Raw genomic sequence first — 22,834 nt, forward strand, 5'->3', positions numbered from 1 at the left:
CACCACAGACGGGGTGATTTCTGGGATTGGGCACTGAACATGGTTGCAGAGCATGTTCAACCCGGTCTTGCCCTACTGACTACTGGGCAAACGGGCTATCCTGTACACACATTTCGGCCTATAACCCGCCGAGGTGGCCGCTGCCTTCACAGCGCTCGAATCCCGGGCGACCACCGGAAAGATCATCCTCGAGCACTGACCGACGAGCAGCGAAGAGTCACCGCAGCACGAACCCGGGGACGAGTTCATCGAGCGGGTCGGTCTCGAAGGTCGAGGTGGCCACGCGGTGAGCACTGCCGGTCACGATCGGGATGACCCCGTCAGCGATCTCTTCGAGAACACTCGCCCGAAATCGTGTGCCGACGATCGACTCGTGGATCAGGGACTGACCCGGTCTAAGCTCGCCGGTGGCATGCAGAGCGGCTGCCCTCGCCGCCGTTCCTGAGCCGCAGGGTGAGCGGTCGACCTGGCCATCGGCGAAGATCGTGACATTGCGCTGATGCAGCTCGCCGGTGGGCAGGTTCCCGAATCGGTCGACGAAGATCGTCCCATAGACCCCGGAGAGGCGTTCGTCCTCGGGGTGGACGATGTGCGGATTCTCCGCGAGACCTGCTTTGACCTCCCTGCCCACAGCGATGAGCGCGGTGAGGTTCTCGGGCACGACCAGTCCCGACCCGTCGACGGCAGCGTCGTCGAACTGAACGGCGTCGAGCTGGGCGACATCGACGAGTGCGTAGAGCGCCCCGCCCCACGCGAGGTCGACCGATACCGGTCCCCAGCTGGTGGGGACCGGTATCCCCGAGGCGACGAGACGGCTGGGCACATTGACGAAATCCACCGAGGTGGTCCGCCCCTGCGGATCCGTGTGCACCTGTGCGTGCACCCGACCCGAGGGGACATCGATCGTGACTTCGGTGGTCCCCGACGGATCGACCGCGACGATTCCGGACGTCACAGCCCACGCCCCGAGCGCCATCGTTCCGTGACCGCAGGCCGTGGAGAAGCCGTCCTTGTGCCAGAACAGGACTCCGAAATCTGCTCCGTCATCATCGGCAGCTGTGATGAAGCCTCCGTACATGTCCGCATGACCGCGCGGCTCGAAGCACAGCAGCCTGCGCAGATCATCGACCGCCGAGCCCGCAACGGCCCTCTCCCGCGCCTCGGCCACGCTCGATCCCGGGATCGCGACCGGAGGATCGGCGACGATGCGGAACGGCTCACCGGCAGTATGGAAATCGACGCTCGTGCAGATCGTGCTCACAGACCCATTCCCACTCTCAGTCCCTCGAGCACGGCAGCATGGACATTGCGGGAAGCGACCGCGTCACCGATCCGAAACAGCGCGAACGATGCGTCCGCCTCGGCGATGGTGGAAGTCGTCGGTTCGGCACCAGCCACGGCACCAGCGTGCGTGCTGACGGCTGCGGTGAGGTCCGGCTGCGGCCGTCCCCGCACCCACGCCTCAAGGTCCGTGGCCCCGCGGTTCGACGACTGCGACTTGAGTTCGAAATAGACCTCATCGTTCGGCGTCGTCCCGAAATCGACGACCACCGCATCGGTGACGACCTCGGTCTCCCGATCCGAATAGTCATTGCGCAGCATCGCCACGATCTCCTTGCCCTCGATCCGCGGCTTCGCCGCCAGACGCTCGCCGAGGCGGACCTCGACTCCGAACTCGGAGAACACCTGAAGATAGGCGGGGGAGTTCATCGATCCCACATCGATGCCGATCGTGCGTTCGGGGCTGACGTAGGTGACCTGCTGGCCGACTCGCGCCAAGCGTTCGACGGCGTCGAGGGCCGGATAGAACCCGTGATCGTCGAAGACGAGCACCCGCTGTTTGGACCTGAGCCGGTCATCCATGACATCCCAGACGTCGAAGCTCGGTCCCTGCTCACGGAAGGGATACCCTGCGTCGGGGACTCCTCCTGTGGCGACGATGACGGCATCGGGCTCGAGCCCGAGGATGTCGTCCGCCTCGGCGAAGGTGTTCAGGCGCAGATCGACACCGTGCTTCTTGCACTGTTGGACGCGCCAGTCGATGATGCCGATGAGGTCGCGGCGGCGCTGCGAGCGGGCGGCGAGGCGGACCTGCCCGCCGGGGGCGTCGTCGGCCTCGAGCAGGGTCACGCGGTGGCCACGGACGGCCGCGACGCGGGCGGCCTCGAGCCCGGCGGGACCAGCACCGATGATGACGACATGCTTGGGGCCGGATGTGACGTCGTGGGGGACCTCCTGCGGCAGGTCGGCCTCCCGGCCGGTGGCGGGATTGTGGATGCAGGTGGCCGACCCGGAGGTGTAGATCGAGTCGAGGCACATGTTCGCACCTACGCAGGGGCGGATGTCGTCCTCGCGTCCTTCGGCGACTTTGAGTGCCAGATGCGGGTCGGCCAGCTGGGCGCGGGTCATTCCGACGAGGTCGAGGCATCCGTCCGTGATCGCGAATCGGGCGGTCGCAGCGTCGGCGATGCGCGCGGCGTGGAGGACGGGCATGTCGATGGCCTCGCGGATGCGGCGACAGGTCTCGAGCCACGGTGCCGAGGGTGTGCCCATGCCGGGGATCGCCTCGGCGAGTTCGCGGTCCGAGTTGATCATCCCGACATTGAGGTTGAGGAAGTCGATGCCGTGGTCGGTGTAGGTCCGGAGGATCTCGGTGGCCCTCGACTCGTCCATGCCGTCCTTGCGGCGCTCGTCGACGGCCATGCGGATGCCGAGGACGAAATCGTCCGGAACTGACGAGCGCACGGCATCGATGACGCGCATCGGGAACTTGATGAGATTCTCCATCTCGCCGGAGAACTCGTCGTCGCGGTCGTTGAGCCACGGAGCGAGGAAGGAATCGAGCAGGTGCCCGGCATGCATGACCTCGAGCCCGTCGAATCCGGCGGCGGCCACGCGTTCGGCAGCGGCCGCGAAGTCTGCGACGATGCGATCCATATCGAAGTCCTCGAGCGCCTTCGTAAAGGAGCGGTGCGCTGCCTCGCGGGTCCGGGAAGCCGAGACCAGCGGCAGCCAGTCGCCGGCGAAGTTCGACGACCGGTGTCCTAAGTGGGTCGCCTGGATCATGATCGCCGTGCCTTCGTCGTGGCAGTCTTCGGCGATCGCGGACAGCCACGGCACCACCTCGTCGGTGGACAGATCGATATTGCCGAACGCGGCGGGGGAGTCCTTGGACACGATGGCCGAGCCGCCGATCATCGTCAGGCCGACACCGCCGCGAGCCTTCTCCCGCTGGTAGAGCCGGTAGCGGTCCTTGGGCATGCCGAGCTCGGTGTATGCGGGCTCGTGCGAGGTCGAGACGATGCGATTGCGCAGTGTGAGGCTGCCGAGCTCGAAGGGTTGGAGCAGCGGATCGTCGGACGTGCCGGTCGCAGACGTGGTCGGTGCAGGTGTGCCGGTTGCGGGGTCGGCGGTCATGGGTTCCTCCTTCGTTGCAGGAACGTCATTGTGGGAACGGCCCCACTGGGGAGCCAGATGGGTAATCGATTACCGACTACCTGCTTCAATGGTGCGATCTCGCGGTTATGCTGTCAATAGTCATCGAGCAGATCGCGGCTCAGAAAGTGAGCGGACGGGCCGACCACGATTCGAAGGGGAGTGTGAGATGGAGCGAGCGAGACCGCCGGCCGAATCGCTGCGCGAGCAGGCATTGGGCATCATCCGCGACGCCATCACCGCAGGTGAACTCGCCGAGGATCGCATCTACTCCGCAGCGGGCCTGGCCAAGCAGCTGGGCATTTCGCTCAGTCCGGTGCGCGAAGCGATGATGGCGCTCGTGACCGAAGGGACCGTCGAAGCCGTGCCCAATCGCGGATTCCGACTGGTGAAGATCACCGAGGCCGACCTCGAGGAGATCATCCGCATCCGCGTGCTCCTCGCTGCCCCCGCTGCCAGGCAGCTCGCCGAAGCCGGCAGCGACGATTCCGTCGGCGGCGACAGCAGCAGGGAGTCAGACGCTCAGCCCGGACCGACGACCAAGGGCGAGGCGGTCAGCCGACTGCGCGAACTCGCTGCGGCAACCGTGGCCGCGGCGGAGTCAGGTGGGTTCGCCGAGTTCTACACGCAGGACCGCAGATTCCACGAGGCCCTGCTCGAACACGGCCTCGGCTCACGCGCGGCCGCGATCAGCCTGCGCCTGCGCGATCAATCGCGGCTCTACCGGCATCTGGAGCAGATCGGGGCCATCGCCGTCGACTCCGCCCGCGAGCTGCCGGTCATCGTCGACCTCATCGAAGCCGGGCAGGCCGCCGAGGCGGCCGACCTCGTCACGTCGAACCTCTACTTCTTCAAGCGCTTCCCCGCCGCGGTCGAAGCCGAATCCTAGGCCGCGCGGCCACTCTGCCGAATCCGGGGCCGGAGTCCCCCGGGAAGCCGAAACGGCGCTGGGCCGTCCCCAGGGGGACGGCCCAGCGCCGCAGTGCATCGGTCAGACGAATTCGTCGACCACAGGCGCCTCGATCAGGCGGGAATCTCGATCAGGCAGGTGCCTTGTCGGGGTCGACATCGACGATGGGCATCGCTTCGAGGTCGATGTCCGGATTGTCGTCCTGAGTGCGGGCGAGCTCGACAGCTTCCTCGTGGGTGTTCACCGTCGGGAACGATCCCGGCAGCGGCCTATGCGCCGATTCCTTCATGAGCAGCACCGCCACAAGGGCGAGGACCGAGAAGAACATGATGTAGAAAGCGGGCATATAGGAGTTGCCGGTGAGGTCGATGAGCGCCTGAGCGAACAGCGGAGTCGTGCCGCCGAACAGGGACACGCCGAGGTTGAACGTCAGGCCCATCGCACCGTAGCGCGAGGCCGTCGGGAACAGCGCGGGCAGCGTCGAAGCGAGGCACGCGATGTAGAACCCGGCCGGCAGCGCGACCATGAACAGCGCCACCATCACCGCCCACATCTCGCCGATCTGCATGACGGCGAAGGCGGGAACGATGAGCACGATCGTCATGATCGCGGCCGCGATGAAGACGAACCTGCGTCCCAGCCTGTCCGAGAGCTTGCCGATGAGCGGCAGGCACAGCGACATGACGACGAGGACGGGGATCGTGGCCACGGCTGCCTGGACGTTCGAGACCTTGACGGTCTCCTCCAGATAGGTGGGCATGAAGCTCGTCAGCGCATAGCCGACCGTCTGCGAACCCGCGACGATGGCGATGCCGAGGAGGATCTCCCTCCAGAAGTGGCGGACGACGCCGATGAGGCCGTGGCGGGCGTACTTGTCGTCCTTGACCTTGATGTCGCGGCCGGCCTGCTCGCTCGACTCGAAGCTCGGGGTCTCGGGGATCTTCAGGCGGAACCAGATGGCGACAGCGCCGAGCGGGATCGCGATGAGGAACGGGATCCTCCAACCGCCGTCGAGCATGGCGTTCTCGCCGTAGATGCTCGTGGAGATGACGGTCGTGATGGCCACGGTTCCGGCACCGGCGGCGAAGCCGAGGTAGGAGCCGACGTCGAGCCAGGATGCCCAGAAGCCGCGGGTCTTGTCCGGGGCGAACTCGGAGACGTAGGTGGTGGCCCCGGCGTACTCGCCGCCGGTGGAGAAGCCCTGGATCATCTTGAGCAGGTAGAGCGGGATGATCACCCACAGGCCGACCTGGGCTGATGTGGGCAGGACGCCGATGAGGGCGGTGGCGGTGGCCATCGTGGCCATGGTGAAGAACAGGACCTTCTGGCGGCCGATCTTGTCGCCGAGGGGCCCGAGCACCATGCCGCCGAGCGGCCGGACGAGGAACGACACGGCGAAGCCGAACAGCGTCACGAGCAGACCCATCTGCGGGTCCATGCCGGAGGTGAACACTGCGGTCATGGTCACCGCGAGGTAGCCGTAGACGCCGAAGTCGAACCATTCCATGAAGTTGCCGACCGTGGTGCCTCCGATGGCGGTGCGGATCGACTTGGTTTCGACGACGATGCAGTCATCGGCCTCGAGACGCTTCTGTTTCTTGATTGCACGCCGTTCCTTGCGGGACGGCTTCTTGTCTGTCTGCGCGGGTCTGTCGTGGCCTTCTGACATCAGAGGTTCCTCGTTTCAGCTGCTGCTAGGCAAGTTGCAGGGCCGAGTCGCCGGAAGGGAGCGAGCTCTGCGCGGCAGTTGCTGTCGGATTTCGACAATGCAGAATATCCTTGCGTGGCGTTGAGAGCATGTCAATAAAAATTGTGACACAGTTCACGCTGAATGCACCGCATGGCAGTTGTCTTCATTGAAATTCACCCAGTGGTCTAATAAATACCCAACAGAAGTCTTGACTAATTGTGTGTTCGACGTTGAGGGATGCCGGTATGGCCGCGGCTGGCAGAGGGCGCCCGAACGCGGCAGTCCCCGCCGAGGGCGAACTCGGCGGGGACGGTGGGGATGCGGCGGTCAGTTCCTGACGACGCGGTAGGTCTCGAGGGCGGGATCGACGGCACCGCGGACATGCCCGGAGGGGCTGGCCGCGACGGCCTGGAGGAAGCCGATCGTCTCAGCGGTGATCTCCTCACCGGGCAGGACATTGGGGATGCCGGGAGGATAGGCGGCCAGCGAACTGACGCTCACCCGGCCCACCGCCTCGGCGGCGGTGACGAGTTCGGAATCGGCGAAGTACGCCTCACGCGGGGTCATCGCCAGCCGACCGGCCATGGGCAGCGACGGCAGCGCATCTCCTGCGGCGGACCCGGCATCGGTCGTCTCCTGTGCCGCGGTCTCGAGACGCAGGGTCTCCAGAGCCTCGATGAGGCGCCCGATGTCCGGTGACTTTCCGATGCCGATGAGGGCGACGAGGGTGGTCGCCGTCGACATCTCAGGGAAGATGTCGAACTCCTCGGCCAGGCGCTTGCGCACCGTGTGACCGTCGAGTCCGGTGGCGGTGATGTCGATGGGCAGGCGGAACGGGTCGATGTCGACGACATCGGCATGGCCGAGGAATTCGCCCGACAGCAGGTGGTAGCGGTCGGTGGCCTCGATCTGCGCGCGGACCTGGCGGATGTTCTCCAGCGAATCCGTGATCGCCTCGGTCGAGGTCATGAGTTCCCGGCGGGCCAGGTCGATCGAGGCCATGAGATGCGCGTTCTCGCTTGTGGAGGCGGTCATCATAAAGGCGCGCGCCAGAGCCGGCTCGAGCCGATCGGCGAACTCGGTGTCGCCGAGGTGGAGCAGCGCGGACTGAGTGAGCGAACCTGCGAGCTTGTGGGTGCTCATGATGACGATGTCCGCGCCCTGGGTCACGGGCGAAGCCGGCAGGTCAGGGTGGAAGCCGAAGTGCGCACCCCAGGCGGCATCGATGATCAGTGCCGCACCGGCGGAATGGGCCACCTCGGCGAGGGACTCGACGTCGGCGACGGCACCGAAGTAGCTCGGGGTCACGAGGTAGACGGCGGTCACCGGCTCGGGATGGCTGCGGATGGCCCTGCGCAGGGAATCGGGGGTGACGCCGTGGGCGATGCCGTTGACCTCGTCGACGTTCGGGTAGACGAAGCCGGGGTTGAGCCCGGCGAGCACGATGCCGTCGACGAAGCTCGAATGCGCGCTGCGCTGAGTGACGACGCCGGACCCGAGGGTGCCGACGGCCAGGGCGGCCATGCGATTGCCCTGCGAGGAGCCGTTGGTGAGGAACCAGGTGCGGCGGGCGCCCCAGGCCTCGGCGGCCAGGCGCAGGGCTTCGTCCTTCGGGGTGTGCGAGCCGAGGTCGATGCCGTCGAAGAGCGGGGGGATGTCCAGGGAGAGGGTGTGCTCGCCGAAGAATTCGGCCTGACCTGCGGAGATGCCCTCGCTGGTGCCTCCGTGCCCGGGGGTGGACAGGAACAGCGAATTGCGGTCGGCCGCATGCTCCAGCGCTTCGGCATAGGGCGCGCGGGACTGCGTGAGGGCAGGATGCGTCGGCGACCCCGAGGAGGAGTGCGGGGCCGGGGGCATGGGGGAGTCCTGATGCACGGTCATGTGTCCAGATTAAAGAGATGAGCAGGTGCGAGAGAATAGCAACTTTCCTCCCTTGCTGTATAGTGAGTATTGAACTCAATGGGGGAGATCAATGGAACCTCTGGACACTCGCGGGCTCACCGCTCTGCGTGCCGTCGCCGAGACCGGATCCGTCGCCGCGGCCGCCGGGGCGCTGCAGTGGAGCCAGCCGACGGTCAACCATCATCTGCGCAATCTGGAGCGGGTCCTGGGCGCCACTCTGCTCGATCGGACCCCGCGCGGATCGCAGCCGACGACCGTGGGCAGTCTCGTGGTGACCCGGGCTGTGGAGATCCTCGGTCTGTGCCAGCGACTCGGCGCCGAGGTGGCTCTCTGGCGCGAATCTCAGGCGGTGCCGGTGCGCATCGGGGCCGTGCCGACGGTCGGGGCCCGGGTCATCCCGCGTCTGCACGATCAGCTTCAGGCCCGCCCCAGGTGGCAGACCCGTGACGAGGCGGTCGCCGGCGACCGGACGGATGTCCTCACCGCGGCCCTGGATGTGACGATGGACGAGCACGCGAAGCTCGTCGCCCGCCTCGAGTCCGGGGACCTCGACCTTGCGCTGCTCGTGTCGACCGATCTCGATCGGACGTGGATTCCGGCCACGCTCACCGCCGCCCACCTGTATTCGGAGCGGCTGTTCCTGTGCGTGCCGAAGTCCATCGGTCCGATCAGAGTGGACGACCACGGGCTGCCGGACCTCACGGCACTCGTCTCACAGACCTGGGCGTTCAGCATCGACCCCGGTGACGCCATCGACGAAGTGGTCCGCTCCTTCTGCCTGAGCGCCGGGTTCGAACCCCGGGTGGGGATGAGGATGGATGACTATGCGGCCATCAACCGGATGATCTCGGCCGGTCTGGCAGTGGCGATGATCCCCGAATCCTCGCTCTCGACCGATGACGACATCGAGGTCATCCCGATGCCGCTGAGTGCCTGCCGTCGTGACGTTCTGCTCGTCTCCCGCTCCGCGCAGCCGCAGGCGCGCACCCGGCACGATCCGATCGTCGACGCCCACAACTCCGCCATCGCCGAGGTGGTCGTCGACGTCCGCGCTGTCACCCGGCGGTGGCGGTGACGCACCGTCTCACAGGGCGAGGATCGCGGGCACGGTGAGCACGGCGACGTAGTAGCCCATGAACTGGACGCCGGCGTGCATGCCGATCATCCGGTTGAAGAGTCCGCCGACGAGGCCGACGGTGATCGTCACACCGAGGGCCAGCAGTCCGCCTTCGTAGAGGCAGATGACGCAGATGAGGGCCGCGAATCCGGCGATGATCGCCTCATGGGACACTGACCGCATCACCCAGGTCGCCGCACGGTGGGCGTTCGTCATGACGAAGGGGTAGGCGATGAGGATGGCGATGACCGCTGCGATCACGGAGAACAGTGCGAACTGCCCGGTTGTGAGCAGGTCATGGAGGTTGTTCGTCGTCCCCGCCTCGGCGTCGAGAGTGTAGACCGGGGGAGCGTTGAACAGGGGTGCGGCCGGACCGGCAGCCATCGGCGAAAGCGGCAGTCCGATGGCGATCAGCGGAATCAGGGTCTCGGCGATGTAGGTGGACTCCGTCGTTCCATTCCTGACAGTGATGACCGTCGTCAGCCGCTCATAGCCGTTCTTGATTCGGCTGCCGACGACTTCGCCCATGAGCACAGCCATCGCGACCGGTGAGAACACGAAAGTTGCGCTGGTGATCGCTGCCGAACCGCTGGTGTACGCCAGCTGCTTCCCGCTCAGAGCTCTGATGGGGTTGGGCAGTCTCCTGCCGCCGCTCGGCTGAACATCAGGAGCGAGGTTGAACTCCCGTTTGCCTTCCTGACGCATTGCCCGACGGCCGATGGGCGAGACGGCGGAGAACAGGTCGAAGATGAGCGGACCGGTGGCGATTCCCAAGAAGAACGACGTCGTGAACGTCGCTTCCTTCTGCTCCATGATGAAGGCCTGCAGTCCGACGATGAGCAGAACGAAGGGAATGAGCGCAGCGACCGCTGCCAGCTTTCCCTTTGAGGTATAGGCGACGAGGACCGCAGCCGCAATGAAGATCCACGGAGCGGCGGCACCGATCGCATCGGCGAAAGGCGTGAGGACGAGAGCGAAGACGATCGACAGCGGAACTGCTATCGCAACCGAGACGACCCCGCCGGAGATCGCTTTCTGCAAAGCGATGTGAGGGACACCCAAGGAGCGCAGAAGCTGAGCTTCGCGCAGCATGGGAACGGCGGTGGTGTCCCCCGGTATGCCCAGCAGCGTAGTGGGCACAGCGTGGGAGATGTGCTTGGAGATGATCGCCGCCAGGAAGAACGCGATGACGCCTGATGGCGGAACGCCGATGAGGATCACCAGGAGGGCGAGCGGTGCAACGATCGCTGTCTCATCGGTGCCTGAGATCAGCCCGATCCCCGTGAAGAGCACCCCGGCGAGGATCGCCATCCCGATTGCCCACAGGATGGGTTCGATGAGTTCTGCGCTCACTGCTGCCCGCCCTTCTCCTGGGAGCGGGCCTCATGATTCTCCACAAGCGCGTCGAAGAGACCGAGGGCGCGAACCTCGTCCTGGGCTGCTGGACGCAGTTCGCGGGGGTCACCCAGGTCCCCGTACTCCTCGACGATCTCGTCGATGATCTCTTGGCGATTTCGAGTGTCGGAGCCGGACGTCGTGATGACTCGCTTGGGTTTGAACAGCACCCCGGTGATGACTGCGCCGATGATGCAGCCGACGATCCCGATCAGCAGCGCATAGGAATGGCCCAGGGCCTCATCGCCTCTGGAAGCGAAGAACTGATCAGCGATGAGGTAGGCCGGGACAGCGATCCCGACCCCGATCGCTATTCCACCGATCAGGTGTTTGGGGTCGACGGTGTCATTCCACACCTCGAGCAATTGCGGCATCGTTGCCTGCCTTCTGTCGGCCGACGGCTGTCGGGTACGTGAATATCGGGACTATCGGCTGAGCACAGCCGCGGGAGTGGCGGATGGAAGTCGGATGCCGAGCTCGTCGCCGAGCCACTGACTGATGGCCGCCACGGCTTCGATGTCGACGCCGGTCGAGATGCCGAGCCCGTTGAGCATCCAGAGGAGATCTTCGGTGGACAGATTGCCGGTCGCGCTGCGTGCGAATGGACATCCTCCGATTCCCCCTGCCGATGCATCGAACTGTCGTACTCCGGCCTGCAGCGCGGAATAGACGTTCGCCAGCGCCTGGCCGTAGGTGTTATGGGTGTGCAGGGCAATTCGGTCGATCGGAATCCCGGCGTCGACCAGGCTATCAAGGACGGCGGTCACGTGGCCGGGAGTGGCGGTTCCGATGGTGTCGCCCAGACAGATCATCGAGCAGCCTGCATCGACCAGACGTCGAGCCGCGACAGCGACATCTTCCGGGTCGACCGGACCTTCCCAGGGGTCGCCGAACACCATCGACAGGTATCCCCGCACGTGCAGACCCGCGGCGCTCGCCGCTGTGGCCACTTCGAGGCTGCGAGCGGTGGTTGCCTCAAGCGAATCGCCGAGGTTGGCCCTCGAGAACGAGTCCGTGACACTGATGAACACCGCTGCGTCTTCTGTTCCGGCTGCGACGGCATCATCGAGGCCCCGCCGGTTCGGGACGAGGACCGGGTAAGCGACGTCGGATCGCAGGTCCAGTCCTGCGAGAACCGATTCAGTCTCTGCCATCTGGGGAACGGCCCGAGGGGAGACGAAGCTTCCGGCTTCGATGATCTTCAGACCTGCACCGGTCAGTCTCCGTATCAGTTCGAGGCGGACAGGGACAGGGAGAATGCGTGATTGTGACTGCAGCCCATCTCGAGGGCTGACCTCGCAGACGCTGACTACAGTCGGCAGGTCCGACTGTGTGAACTGCTGTGGAAGCTCCCTGGTCACTGCGATCCGCCCGAACGGAGTTCTTCGAGGATGGACTGGACCCTGTCGAAGCGGAATGTCTTCTCCGCGATGAGCCGTTCGACGATGATCGCAGCTTCCTCGGCGTTCGCTCCTGCGGATGCTGCGAGGTTCTTCGCGTGCAGTGACATGTGCCCGCGTTGGACTCCTTCTGTGGCGAGTACTCGCAGGGCTGCGAGGTTCTGGGCCAGGCCGGTGGCGACGATCATCTCGCCGAGTTCTCGGGCGGTCGAGACTTCAGCGATCTGCAGAGCCGCGCGGGCAGCCGGATGCACCTTCGTGGCGCCGCCGACGAGTCCGACCGGCATCGGCATCTCGAGTGTGCCGACCAGGTCGCCGTCGGCATTCTTCTCGAAGGTCGACAGCGATGTGTAGCGGCCGTCGACGACGGCATGGGAGTGGGCTCCGGCTTCGACAGCGCGAGTATCGTTCCCGGTTGCCAGAACGACGGCGGAGATGCCGTTCATGATGCCTTTGTTGTGTGTGGCAGCCCGATAGGGGTCGGCGGCTGCGAGTTCGTAAGCGTGGAGGATGTTGTCGATGACTTCTTCACCGCCGAGCATCTTTCTGTCGAAGACCGCACGGGCCCGTGACAGCCGTCGGTCGGCCCTGTTGGTGAGGATGCGCAGAAGTGCGTCACCTTCGGCGATGGCCGCGACGGAGGCGGAGACGGCTTCAGCCATGGTGTTGACGGCATTGGCCCCCATCGCATCTCGCACATCGACGAGAAGGTGGACGAGCACATAGGTCGACGTTCTCGCTTCGACGAGACGAACCGTGAGTCCTGTGGCCCCGCCGCCGACTTCGACGAGTTTGGGGTCCTGCGCATTGGCCAGGTCGACGATCTCGGATTCCCGTTCAAGGATTCGCGTGCACGCGGCGTGCGGATCCGCCACATTGATGAGCTGGATCTGTGCCTGCATGATGGGCGAGGTCGAACTCGTGGACAAGCCGCCCTGTGGTCGTGCCATACGCGCCGCATTGCTGGCGGCGGCGATGACCGACGCCTCTTCGGTTGCCATCGGTACGAGCACGTCGGAGCCGTTGATCGTGAAATTCGTGGCCACCCCGAGCGGGAGCGAGAACACGCCGAAGATGTTTTCGCTGAGACCGTCGGCGTCCTCGGGGCTGAAGGAATCCGAATCGAGCTGCCTGAACAGCTCGGTGTCGAGTCCGGTTGTGTCCGCGACGGCTTTCCGGCGATCGTCGACCGACATATTCCGGAAGTCGGCAATGCGGCTGTTCTCTGCCATCGAGTCTCTCCAGTCAGGTCGTCATCGACCGACAGCTGCTGTCGGTCGGAGGTGCTTCGCAGAGTTCAGTCAAACACTGCCGCACTCAAACTTCCATGGCTCTTTCGGACAGACCTGACGGAAGATGATGGCCGTTGCGGACACAGGCTATTAGAGCGAGGACCTCAGTTTGTCCAGACGCAGAGCGACCTGCAGGCGGAAACTCATGTCCGGATTTCTCCACCCCTCGCCGAGTACGAGGTCGGCTCTCTCCAACCGCTGTTTCACGGTGTTGACGTGCACGGACATCCGACTCGCCGTTCGGCGGATGTTCATGCCGGACTCGAAATACTCGCGCAGTGTCGAGGTCAACTCTGCAGAGTGGGCCCGATCCCATCGGTACAGCGGTGCGAGCATGCGTTCCATGAACCTTTCGACCTGTTCCGGCGCGGCGCCGAACATCGCAGTGTAGGGAGCGAAGTCTTCTGTGGGATAGAGCCCCCGGTCGATGCCGAGGGAGTTGAGGATTCGAATGCACGACCACATCTCGTTCTCTGCGGCACTCAATTGGGCGCGCGGGTGCTCGGTTTCGGAGACGATGACCAAAGAGCCGTCCAGAGCGCCCGATTCCTCGAAGAGTGCGGCCAAGGTGGGTCTTTCCCTCTGCACGGAACTCGGAATGAGCACTGTGATCCCGGGGGAACGCTGCGTCATCAGAATCCGGGGTTCGATTCGTGTCAGACGAGCCACGATCCGATCGTCCGTATCGGTGTCGGCCTGTATGGTCATCAGGTTCCAAGGGCCGGTGAGACTGAAATCATCGGTCCGGGAACGGGCTTCGAGCTCGCTGAGGTCGCGTGTGCCGGCGATGATGTCGACTGCGAGTTCTCCGCGGACTCTGTTCTCAGCATCAGCGCGGGCCTGTTCATTCATGCGGATGAGCGCCAGGGACTGTGCCGCCTGAGCGACGATGTTCGCATCGCCGGCTGCCGGATCGCCATTGAAGCGGACGAAGAGACCGCTGTGCTGGCGGCGGTGAGTGGCCACTGAGGCGGCATACAGCTGTTCTGCGCCGGCGACCTGTGCGCTTCGTCCGGTCTCACGACTGTGTTCCAACGCGAAGTCGATATCAGCCTTCTGCACGTTGAGACCTTCGAAGAACTCCTCCGCAACCGGAAAGTCCGGAGACTCGAGACGTCCGCTGTCGATGACCAGCAGCGCAGCGTCGAGCATCTCGGAGGTGACGTCGATGACGGCGGAGACTCCGCGGCCCTGCAGCACGAGCTGTGTGAGCTGCTCTTCGACTTCGACGAGACGTTGAAGTGTGCTGGCCTGCGCTGCGGCCGATTCTTCGGCTTCGGCAGAGGCTCGGGCAGCGTCAGCGAGATCTCCCATCAGTCGTGCAGTCTTGAGAACCACGGAGGCATGGTCTGCGAGGGCTGACAGCAACGTGATTTCGTCGCTGGTGAAGTCGTGCGGGTAGCGGTTGGCGGCGAAGAGAGCACCGAGGACTTCGCCGTCGACGACCATCGGCACTCCGAGCAGTGACTCCATGCGCTCTGCCCTGACCGCGGAGTCGACGCGCCGTTCATGAGGCAGACGGGTCAGATCGTAATTCGAGGTCCAATGCGCGGCGCGATCGTGGACGACCTGTCCAGCCAGCCCGATTCCGGGAGGCACTCGAAGACTCTTGAGGTTCGTCGATATTGCTCCGCGGCTGGCTTGGACCCGCAGGTCATTGGTGTCCGGATAGTACTGAGACAGATAGGCGATATCGCACCCGATGAGTGTGCGAGCCCGGTCGACGAGCTTCTGCAGCAAGTTCTCGGTGTCGCGGACTCTGATGAGTTCTGACGCACTTTCGAGCAGTGCTGAACGCTCGCGGTCCTTCTGCTTCCACCTTGTCAGAGTCGCTGACAGATCCGAGAAGGAGCCGACGAGGTCCGGGTCGTCTCCGAACTGGTCAGAGATGACCGATCGGTCGAGTTCGATCCCACGCGAGAGAGCTTTCAGGAAATCGGCCACAGCACTCGCCGACACGGTGTTCATCGCATCATCAACCTCAGCCATGAGTACAGTGTCGCAGGGCCGCTGAGCTTGCCGGTCGTCGGGCGTTCACATGGTGCTGGGATGATCGGCATCGTATCGGGCAAGAGGCCGTCTGCTCGCTCGATACGATGCCCGGACCGTCAGCCGGCTGCAGCCGATCCCGCGTGCTCGGTTTCACGCACCACCGGCAGCTCACACGTCGTCGGAGCCACCTGGCGGTAGCCGGACAGGAATGTGTCGAGGCGTTCGATCGCCTCGGTGAGCACCTCGACCGAGGGCAGGGTGACGAGCCGGAAGTGATCGGGCTTGGGCCAGTTGAAGGCCGTGCCGTGGGAGACGAGGATCTTCTGTTCGCGCAGCAGATCGAGGGCGAACTGTTCGTCGTCGGTGATGCCGAACTTCTCGACATCGAGCTTCGCGAACATGTACAGCGCACCGTCGGCCCGGTGGGCCGAGACGCCGTCGATCGAATTCAGCCCCTCGTAGGCGACCTGCATCTGCGCACCGAGGCGGCCGGTCGGCAGGATGAGGTCGTCGATCGACTGCTTTCCGCCCAGGGCCGCCTGAATGGCGTGTTGGGCAGGAACGTTCGAGCACATGCGCATATTCGCCAGCAGTTTGATGCCCTCGAGGTAGCTGTGCGCCTCGTCGAGCGGTCCGGTGATCGCCAGCCAGCCGGAGCGGTAGCCGGCGACCCGGTAGGCCTTCGACAGTCCAGAGAAGGTCAGGCACAGCACGTCGTCGCCGGTCAGGGTGGCCATGTTGACGAGTTCGACGCCGTTGTAGGTGATCTTCTCGTAGATCTCGTCGGCGAAGACGATGAGGCCGTGACGGCGGGCGATGTCGGCGATCTTCTTAAGCGTCTCCTGCGAGTACACCGCGCCGGTCGGGTTGTTCGGATTGATGACGACGATTCCGCGGGTGCGTTCGGTGATCCGGGACTCGAGGTCGGCCAGATCCGGCTGCCAGGCGTCTTCTTCTGCACAGCGGTAGTGGACAGGGGTGCCGCCGGACAGCGCCACCGAGGCGGTCCACAAGGGGTAGTCGGGACCGGGGACGAGGATCTCGTCGTCCGGGTTGCACAGCGCCTGCAGGCTCAGCGTGATGAGTTCGCTGACCCCGTTGCCGAGGAAGACCTCGTCGGTGCCGAGATTGTGGATCCCCCGCGTTTCGTAGTACTGGACGACGGCACGGCGGGCGGAGAGGATTCCCCGCGAGTCGGAATAGCCCTGCGTCACGGGCAGGTTGGCCGCGATGTCCTGGACGATCGCCTCGGGGGCTTCGAAGCCGAACGGTGCGGGGTTGCCGATGTTGAGCTTGAGGATCGTGTGCCCGGCGGTTTCCATCGCCTGGGCCTCTTCGAGGACGGGTCCTCGGATGTCATAGAGGACATTGGCCAACTTCGACGACTGCCTGAACATGTGAACCGAAAAACCTTTCATACGACTGCTGCTATATCCACGCTAGGACCCCCGCCGAGGTGGTTCTGACCAAACAGAGGCCCGTTTCCCAGACCTTTGCCGGGTCCGGCGGACCGTTTCCCAGACCTTTCACCGAATATTCTGTGGCGGGACGGTGGGGAAGGGCCGCCTCGGCGAATCGGAGAGGCTGTCCTTGACGGGGTCAGAATGGGGGTGTCTCATTCACCATATGACGAACAATGCGGTCGCGGCGTCCGGGCTCACGATTCGGCGCGGGCGGAAGACGGTCATCGATTCCCTCGACCTGACTGTGCCGCGTGGGGCGATCATCGGGCTGCTGGGTCCCAGCGGCAGCGGGAAGACGACGCTGATGAGGGCCATCGTCGGGGTGCAGATCGTCGCGGGTGGCCGTGTGCAGGTGCTGGGTCGGGCTGCCGGGTCGGCGGATCTGCGGCAGCGGGTCGGGTATATGACGCAGTCGGCGAGCATCTATGAGGACCTCAGCGTCCGGGCGAATCTGCGCTATTTCGCCCGGGTGCAGGGGGCTCCGAAGACCGATGTCGACAGGGTGCTCGAGCGTACGGATCTGCTGGGGCAGGCCGATCAGTTGGCCAGGACGCTCTCGGGCGGGCAGGCGAATCGGGTGTCATTGGCCGCGGCGATGCTCGGGAGTCCGGATCTGCTGGTCCTCGATGAGCCGACCGTGGGACTCGACCCGGTGCTGCGGGCCGATCTGTGGGGACTCTTCCGCAGGCTCGCCGAGGAGGGGACCACGCTGCTCGTCTCGAGCCATGTCATGGACGAAGCCACGCGCTGCGACCGGCTGCTGCTGATGCGGGAGGGGGCCGTCATCGCCGATACGACACCGCGCGATCTGCTTGCCAGCACGGGGGCCGCCTCGGCGGAGGAAGCCTTCCTCGACATCATCGAAGCGGACACGGGAGGATCGGGCAGGACTGGCCGTGCCAGATCGGGGCGGCACGGACACTCGGGGACCCACCTGCTCTCACGGGAAGGTGCCGGTCGGGACCGTGCCGACCGGACTCGCGGTGGTCGGCGATGAACCCGCAGCGGACTCTGGCCACGACGGGGCGCGTCCTCATCCAGATCCGCAACGACCCGCGCACCATCGCGCTGCTGCTCATCGTGCCCAGCCTGCTCATCGGCCTGGTGGCGTGGATCTTCGACGAGACGGAGGTGTTCGCCGACATCGGGCCGGCGATGCTCGCGCTCTTCCCCTTCATCGTCATGTTCCTCGTCACGAGCATCGCCACTCTGCGTGAACGCCGCAGCGGAACGCTCGAGCGTCTGCTGTCGATGCCTTTGGGACGCGGCGACTTCATCCTCGGATACACCCTGGCGTTCGGCCTGCTCGCTGTCGTGCAGACGGCCGTGGCCGTCGGGTATGCGACTCTGGTGTGCGGACTCGAGATCGAGGGCTCGGTTGTCCTGCTGTTCGTCGTCGCGATCGCCGATGCTCTGCTCGGCACTGCCTTGGGACTGTTGGCCAGTGCCTTCGCGCGCACGGAGTTCCAGGTCGTGCAGTTCATGCCCGTGTTCGTGTTCCCGCAGATCCTGCTCGGCGGGATCTTCCTCCCCCGCGATCAGCTGCCCGATGTGCTCGAGGTGATCGGTGATTGGCTGCCGTTGTCGCATGCGATCGACGCGCTCGGGGCGGTGTCGACGGGAGATGAGGATGACACCTATATCTGGCTGCGGGTGCTCTTCATCGCCTGCTGGATCGTCGGCGCCGTCATCGTCGGGTCGCTCACTCTGCGCCGCCGGACGCCGTGAGACTCGGCGGCGTCGCGGACCGTCGCGAGCCGGATCGTCAGTTCTGTCCTGAGCCCATGGGCTCGGTGCGGTCGGTCAGCGCGAAGGGACGACGGCCCTCGCCGCGGACGAACGCGAGGTAGCACAGCCACAGCGCGACCACCCACAGCAGACCCACCCACAGTGCCGGTCGTGAGTCGGGGACGATGCCGACCATGACGACGACGAAGACGATGAACGCGACCGTGATCCACGAGCCCACCGGCCACAGCGGCATGGGGAATTCGCTGGGCAGACGCTCCTCCTCGGCGATGGTGCGCTTCATTCGGATATGGGAGGCGAGGATGATGAGCCATACGAGCACCGTGGCGAAGGTGGCCAGGGCTCCGAGCAGGAACAGGGCCTGATCGGGGTAGAGGTAGTTGAGGACGACGCCTGCCAGGAGAGCGACGATCATCGTGACGACGGTCATCACGGGCACCCCATTGCGGGAGGTGCGGGCGAAGGAGCGCGGGGCCTGTCCCTGTTCGGCCAGGCCGTGGAGCATCCGGCCCGCGCCGTAGATGTCGGCGTTGATGGCCGACAGCGCCGCCGTGATGAGGACGACCTGGAGGATGGCCGCGGCAGCGGAGAAGCCGACGGAGTCGAAGATCGCGACGAAGGGGCTGACCTCGGAGGTGATCTGATTCCACGGCAGGATGCACATGATCACGCCGAGGGTGAGGACGTAGAAGAGGAGGATGCGCACCGGCACCGAGTTGATCGCTTTGGGGAGCACCTGCTTCGGGTTCTGCGCCTCACCGGCGGTGACGCCGATGATCTCGATGCCGCCGAAGGCGAACATCACGATCGTGAAGGAGGAGAGCAGACCCCAGAATCCGTTCGGGAGGAAGCCGCCGTTGTCGACCAGCGCCTGCGGGCCCATCTGATCGTGGTGGGCGATGCCGAAGCCGAAGATGATGATGGCCACGCCGGCGGCGATGAGGGCGATGATCGCGACGATCTTGATGAGCGCGAACCAGAATTCGAGCTCACCGAAGACCTTGACGCCGATCATGTTGATGGCGGCGATGAAGAAGACGACGGCGAGCACCCAGATCCAACGCGGGACTCCCGGGAACCAGAATCCCATGTACACCCCGATCGCAGTGGCGTCGAAGACGGCGACGAGGACCATCTCGAAGGCGAAGGTCCAGCCGACGAGGAACCCGGCGAAGGGGTGGATGTAGCGGGAGGCGTACTGGCCGAAGGAGCCGGAGACGGGGTGGCGGACCACGAGTTCGCCGAGGGCGCGCATGACCATGAAGACGGCGGCGCCGCCGATGATGTAGGCGAGCAGCACTGCCGGTCCCGCGGCCTGGATCGACTCGGAGGAGCCCATGAAGAGGCCGGTGCCGATGGCCGAGCCGAGTGCCATGAAGCGGATGTGGCGGGCGGTCAGGCCCCTGCGCAGGCCTGCGTTCTCTTCGTGTGCGGTCGCGGTTTCGTCTACGCCTTTGGTGATGCGTTCGCTGTCCCTGTCATACGTGGGGAGCGCCTCTTTGCGGTCCTTGTCGGCTGGAGCCATCGGAGTTCTCTGTCCTCTTCTCTCGACTGCCCGTGGCCGCCTTCTCACCCGCACCATCGTGCGGCCCGGCGCCACGGCCACCTCAGACTCTCATGTCGAGAGGGGGTGAGCGCACGGGCGCTGGGATAAAGAGTCCGAGATCTCAGAAAATCGTGGCAGATGGCGGACTGCCGGTCAGGTCGTCTGGCGATCGCTTGCGAGCATCCCGAAGATGAGGGTGTCCGTCCATTCGCCCTTCGACCACCAGTCCTTGCGCAGGTGTGCCTCCTCCCGCATGCCGATCCTCCGAGCCAATTTCGCGGAGGCGGCGTTCCGCGCATCCATCTGAGCGGCGACCCGGTGGAGACCGTAATGGTCGAACGCGACATTGAGGACGGCGATGGCCGCTTCGGTGGCGAAGCCATGTCCGCCGGCCGCGGGGTCGAGGATCCAGCCGATCTCCGCTTTCTCATCGCTGCCGTCTGCGAGCCAGATCGCGATGTCGCCGATGACGCGTGAGCCCTCGAGCGAATCGAGGCCGTCGGCGGTCTCGATGACCAGGGCCAGGGCCCGTGATTCGGTCTCGAGGCCGGTGCGGGGGAGACGTTTGGCAATCTCGGTTTCGGCCACCTCGGCGGTCCACGGATCCTCGAGGAGGAACTGGGAGACGTCCTCGCGGGAGTAGATGTGAAGGTGCGCCTCGGCGTCGGACTCTCGGTAGGTGCGCAGGCGGAGTCGGTCGGTGGTCAGGGGCAGCTTGAGGGGTTCCATGGGCTCACTCTGCCAGGTCGACCTGGGTACGGGAAGAACGATGCCGGACGCTCCGCTGGGAGCGTCCGGCATCGTTCGCGGTGACTCAGGTGGTGCGGCGAGGCTCAGGTGCCTCGTCCGCGGATCAGGCGGGGAGGATTCCGCGGCGCTTGGCCATGCGGACCAGGGCTGATCCGCCGATGATCGCGGCCACGCCGAAGAAGATCGCGGCACCGATCTCGACGCCGGTGCGCGGCAGCGTTCCGCCGCCGCCACTGCCGGCCAGACCCGAACCTTCGCCTCCGCCGCCGGAGCCGGCATGGCCTTCGCCGCCCTCGGAGCCGCCGTTCGCACCGCTTCCGCCGCCGGCAGCGTCGGACGAGTCGTTGGAATCGTCGGACCCGTTGGAGTCCTGAGAGCCGCCCGAACCGTCATTGCCACCGGAATCCGATGAGCCCGCGGCATCGTCGGAACCGTTCGAGTCATCCGTTCCGGCCGAGTCGTCGTTGCCGTTCGCGTCATCGCCCGGGTCGCCGGGCTCTTCGGCCTCACGGTCAAGATTGAGGCCTTCGGAGATGGTGTAGTTCATGTCGGTCTGATCGGTGCGGCCGACGAAATTGGCGGCACCGGGTCCGTAGGCGGCGACGCGGATCTGTGTGCCGGTGTGATCCTGCGATCCGTCCGGCTCAGCGGTTCCGTAGTGCATCGTCATCTCGGTTCCGTCGGCAGTGGTCAGTGTCCGGGTGAGGCCGGGAGTGGTCGACCCGGTGGAGACGATCTGGCCAGTCTGAGCGTGATCGGCGGTGGTGATGACGAGGGTCTCGCCGTCCTTCTCCGCGAAGTCCAGCGCCGCCTTGACCGACTTGTTGAACTCGACGGTCTCGCCGATCTGACCGCACGGGTTCGCCTCGTGGGCCTGCTTGTCGATGCTCGCACCTTCGACCTGGAGGAAGAAGCCCTCGTCGTTGTCGAGCAGGTCCACGGCCTTGTTCGTCAGCGTGTCGAGCTGCGGGATCGCGTCGGTCCGCTCCGGATTGTTCTCGCACTTCGCAGCCGGTTCTTCGCCTCCGGTGTGGGTGGCGGCCGGGCCGGTCCAGTTCACGGGGAAGTTGCCCTCGGAGAAGAGACCGAGGACGGGGGAGTCCTGGTTCGCCTCGGCGACGCTGTCGAGGGACTTCGCATCGTCGACGAGTTGAAAGCCGCGATCCTCCGCCTGCTCACGCAGCGTCTTGTCCTTCCAGTCTCCGGCCTTGGCCTTCTGCTCGAAGCTGGCCGAACCGCCGCCCAGGGTGACATCGGCGCGGTTGTCGAGGTACTGCTCGCTGATCGAACCGAGACCGCCGTTCTCCAGTGCCTCGTCCGCACAGTCCTTGCTTGCTTCCTCGGGGCCATAGCAGCTGCGTTCGCTGATGTGCGCGGCCTGTGCCGCCGGCGTGGCATCCTGGATCTCCGCGGTCGAGACGTTGCCGGTCTTCAGACCGTTGGCCCGGGCGATGTCGATGAGCGACTTCTGGGCTTCCCCCTTGCGGTCGACGCCGAGTGCACCGTTGTAGGTCTTCGTGCCCGTCGAGATCCCGGTTCCGCTGGCGGCCGAATCCGTCACGTAGACGGGCTTTCCGGTGTCCTTGTCGACCGAGTACGTCGTGTACTGGCCGGTCATCGGCAGTTCGTCGATGCCGTCGAAGCGTCCGTCAGCGCCCTCGGCGTAGTTGCGGGCGGCCGTGATCTCCGAATCGCCCATGCCGTCGCCGATGAGGAGGATGACGTTCTTCGCTCCGGAATCCTCGACCGCATCGCGGACGGCATCAGTGTTGTCGCCATCGAGCTGGCGGGCGCCGCCGGGCTGATCGATATCGGCCGCCGAGGCGGGGCTTGCGGTTGCGAAGAGCGCGAGTCCGAGCGCTCCGGTCGCCGCAGCGAGCCGCAGGGTTCTCGAGGTCATTGTGGTCCTTCCACTGGTGGAGCGCTCGCCGAAGCGGCCGAGCGACCGTGCCCATTCAACGTACTCAGCCGATTCGCAGGCAATGTGGAGTGAGAGTAAAGGGCAAGTGAACTTCCCGGCGGGCGATGGTCGCCGAAGGGGAACCTGCCGTGGCCGCCGCGAGCAAGCGACCATCGCATTGAGACTGTGACCGGTGACAAACAGCACCTCCGACCTCGTGACAAATGGCATCATCGCCGTCACGGCCTGCTTCCTAGTCTAAAGGCATGAACACGCAGACACCCATGCAGACA

Annotated in this window: 17 protein-coding genes; 4 read left to right on the plus strand and 13 right to left on the minus strand. The window is 65.2% G+C overall.

The window, feature by feature from the left end; genetic code table 11:
- Positions 1–217: 217 nt before the first annotated feature.
- Complete coding sequence (locus tag EB835_RS15350; RefSeq protein WP_240688779.1) at positions 218–1,261, minus strand: proline racemase family protein; 1,044 nt, start codon at positions 1,259–1,261, stop codon at positions 218–220.
- A complete protein-coding gene (locus EB835_RS15355; RefSeq protein WP_135810332.1) occupies positions 1,258–3,417 on the minus strand; it encodes an oxidoreductase in 2,160 nt (719 codons plus the stop codon). Before EB835_RS15355 ends, EB835_RS15350 begins: the two co-directional genes overlap by 4 nt.
- A 187-nt stretch (positions 3,418–3,604) precedes the next feature.
- On the opposite strand from EB835_RS15355, the gene EB835_RS15360 reads away from it, so the two are divergent.
- Positions 3,605–4,324: a GntR family transcriptional regulator gene (locus EB835_RS15360; protein ID WP_135810333.1), complete on the plus strand. Its 720-nt coding sequence runs from the start codon at positions 3,605–3,607 to the stop codon at positions 4,322–4,324.
- Between the two features lie 151 nt (positions 4,325–4,475).
- Here the strand turns inward: EB835_RS15360 and EB835_RS15365 are convergent, their stop codons facing one another.
- Complete coding sequence (locus EB835_RS15365) at positions 4,476–6,014, minus strand: MFS transporter (protein ID WP_135810334.1); 1,539 nt, start codon at positions 6,012–6,014, stop codon at positions 4,476–4,478.
- A 348-nt stretch (positions 6,015–6,362) separates the two neighbouring features.
- A complete protein-coding gene (locus tag EB835_RS15370; protein WP_240688780.1) occupies positions 6,363–7,916 on the minus strand; it encodes an aminotransferase class I/II-fold pyridoxal phosphate-dependent enzyme in 1,554 nt (517 codons plus the stop codon).
- Positions 7,917–8,007: 91 nt separating this feature from the next.
- On the opposite strand from EB835_RS15370, the gene EB835_RS15375 reads away from it, so the two are divergent.
- On the plus strand, positions 8,008–9,012 hold the full coding sequence (locus tag EB835_RS15375; protein ID WP_135810335.1) for a LysR family transcriptional regulator: 1,005 nt from the start codon (positions 8,008–8,010) through the stop codon (positions 9,010–9,012).
- A 9-nt stretch (positions 9,013–9,021) separates the two neighbouring features.
- Here EB835_RS15375 and EB835_RS15380 read toward each other — a convergent pair whose 3' ends face one another.
- The 6 genes from EB835_RS15380 to EB835_RS15405 form a co-directional block, all read right to left on the minus strand.
- Positions 9,022–10,407 carry a tripartite tricarboxylate transporter permease gene (locus tag EB835_RS15380; RefSeq protein WP_135810336.1) on the minus strand — a complete coding sequence of 462 codons (1,386 nt, stop codon included), beginning with the start codon at positions 10,405–10,407 and terminating at the stop codon, positions 9,022–9,024.
- The gene (locus tag EB835_RS15385) at positions 10,404–10,823 is read right to left on the minus strand and encodes a hypothetical protein (RefSeq protein WP_135810337.1); all 420 of its coding nucleotides are present in this window, start codon (positions 10,821–10,823) and stop codon (positions 10,404–10,406) included. Before EB835_RS15385 ends, EB835_RS15380 begins: the two co-directional genes overlap by 4 nt.
- A gap of 51 nt (positions 10,824–10,874) precedes the next feature.
- The gene (locus tag EB835_RS15390) at positions 10,875–11,810 is read right to left on the minus strand and encodes a hydroxymethylglutaryl-CoA lyase (RefSeq protein WP_135810338.1); all 936 of its coding nucleotides are present in this window, start codon (positions 11,808–11,810) and stop codon (positions 10,875–10,877) included.
- On the minus strand, positions 11,807–13,081 hold the full coding sequence (locus EB835_RS15395) for a hydroxymethylglutaryl-CoA reductase, degradative (RefSeq protein WP_135810339.1): 1,275 nt from the start codon (positions 13,079–13,081) through the stop codon (positions 11,807–11,809). Before EB835_RS15395 ends, EB835_RS15390 begins: the two co-directional genes overlap by 4 nt.
- 150 nt (positions 13,082–13,231) lie before the next feature.
- Entirely contained in the window at positions 13,232–15,130 is a 1,899-nt protein-coding gene (locus tag EB835_RS15400; protein WP_135810340.1) for a helix-turn-helix domain-containing protein, read from the minus strand.
- Positions 15,131–15,249: 119 nt separating this feature from the next.
- Positions 15,250–16,530, minus strand: coding sequence for a pyridoxal phosphate-dependent aminotransferase (locus EB835_RS15405; RefSeq protein WP_135810341.1), 1,281 nt, complete (start codon positions 16,528–16,530; stop codon positions 15,250–15,252).
- A gap of 229 nt (positions 16,531–16,759) precedes the next feature.
- Between EB835_RS15405 and EB835_RS15410 the strand changes: the two genes are divergently transcribed.
- Positions 16,760–17,593, plus strand: coding sequence for an ABC transporter ATP-binding protein (locus EB835_RS15410; protein WP_135810342.1), 834 nt, complete (start codon positions 16,760–16,762; stop codon positions 17,591–17,593).
- Positions 17,590–18,324, plus strand: coding sequence for an ABC transporter permease (locus EB835_RS15415; RefSeq protein ID WP_135810343.1), 735 nt, complete (start codon positions 17,590–17,592; stop codon positions 18,322–18,324). The genes EB835_RS15410 and EB835_RS15415 overlap by 4 nt, the downstream gene beginning before the upstream one ends.
- Positions 18,325–18,361: 37 nt before the next feature.
- On the opposite strand, the gene EB835_RS15420 is transcribed toward EB835_RS15415, so the two are convergent.
- The 3 genes from EB835_RS15420 to phoA all read right to left on the minus strand — a co-directional run bounded on the left by EB835_RS15420 (position 18,362) and on the right by phoA (position 22,541).
- The gene (locus EB835_RS15420; protein WP_240688785.1) at positions 18,362–19,720 is read right to left on the minus strand and encodes an amino acid permease; all 1,359 of its coding nucleotides are present in this window, start codon (positions 19,718–19,720) and stop codon (positions 18,362–18,364) included.
- 324 nt (positions 19,721–20,044) lie between these two features.
- Positions 20,045–20,620, minus strand: coding sequence for a GNAT family N-acetyltransferase (locus tag EB835_RS15425; protein WP_135810345.1), 576 nt, complete (start codon positions 20,618–20,620; stop codon positions 20,045–20,047).
- A 124-nt stretch (positions 20,621–20,744) separates the two neighbouring features.
- Complete coding sequence (phoA, locus tag EB835_RS15430; RefSeq protein ID WP_205749954.1) at positions 20,745–22,541, minus strand: alkaline phosphatase; 1,797 nt, start codon at positions 22,539–22,541, stop codon at positions 20,745–20,747.
- Positions 22,542–22,834: the final 293 nt, after the last annotated feature.

Source organism: Brevibacterium sp. S22 (assembly GCF_004745485.1).
GTDB lineage: Bacteria > Actinomycetota > Actinomycetes > Actinomycetales > Brevibacteriaceae > Brevibacterium.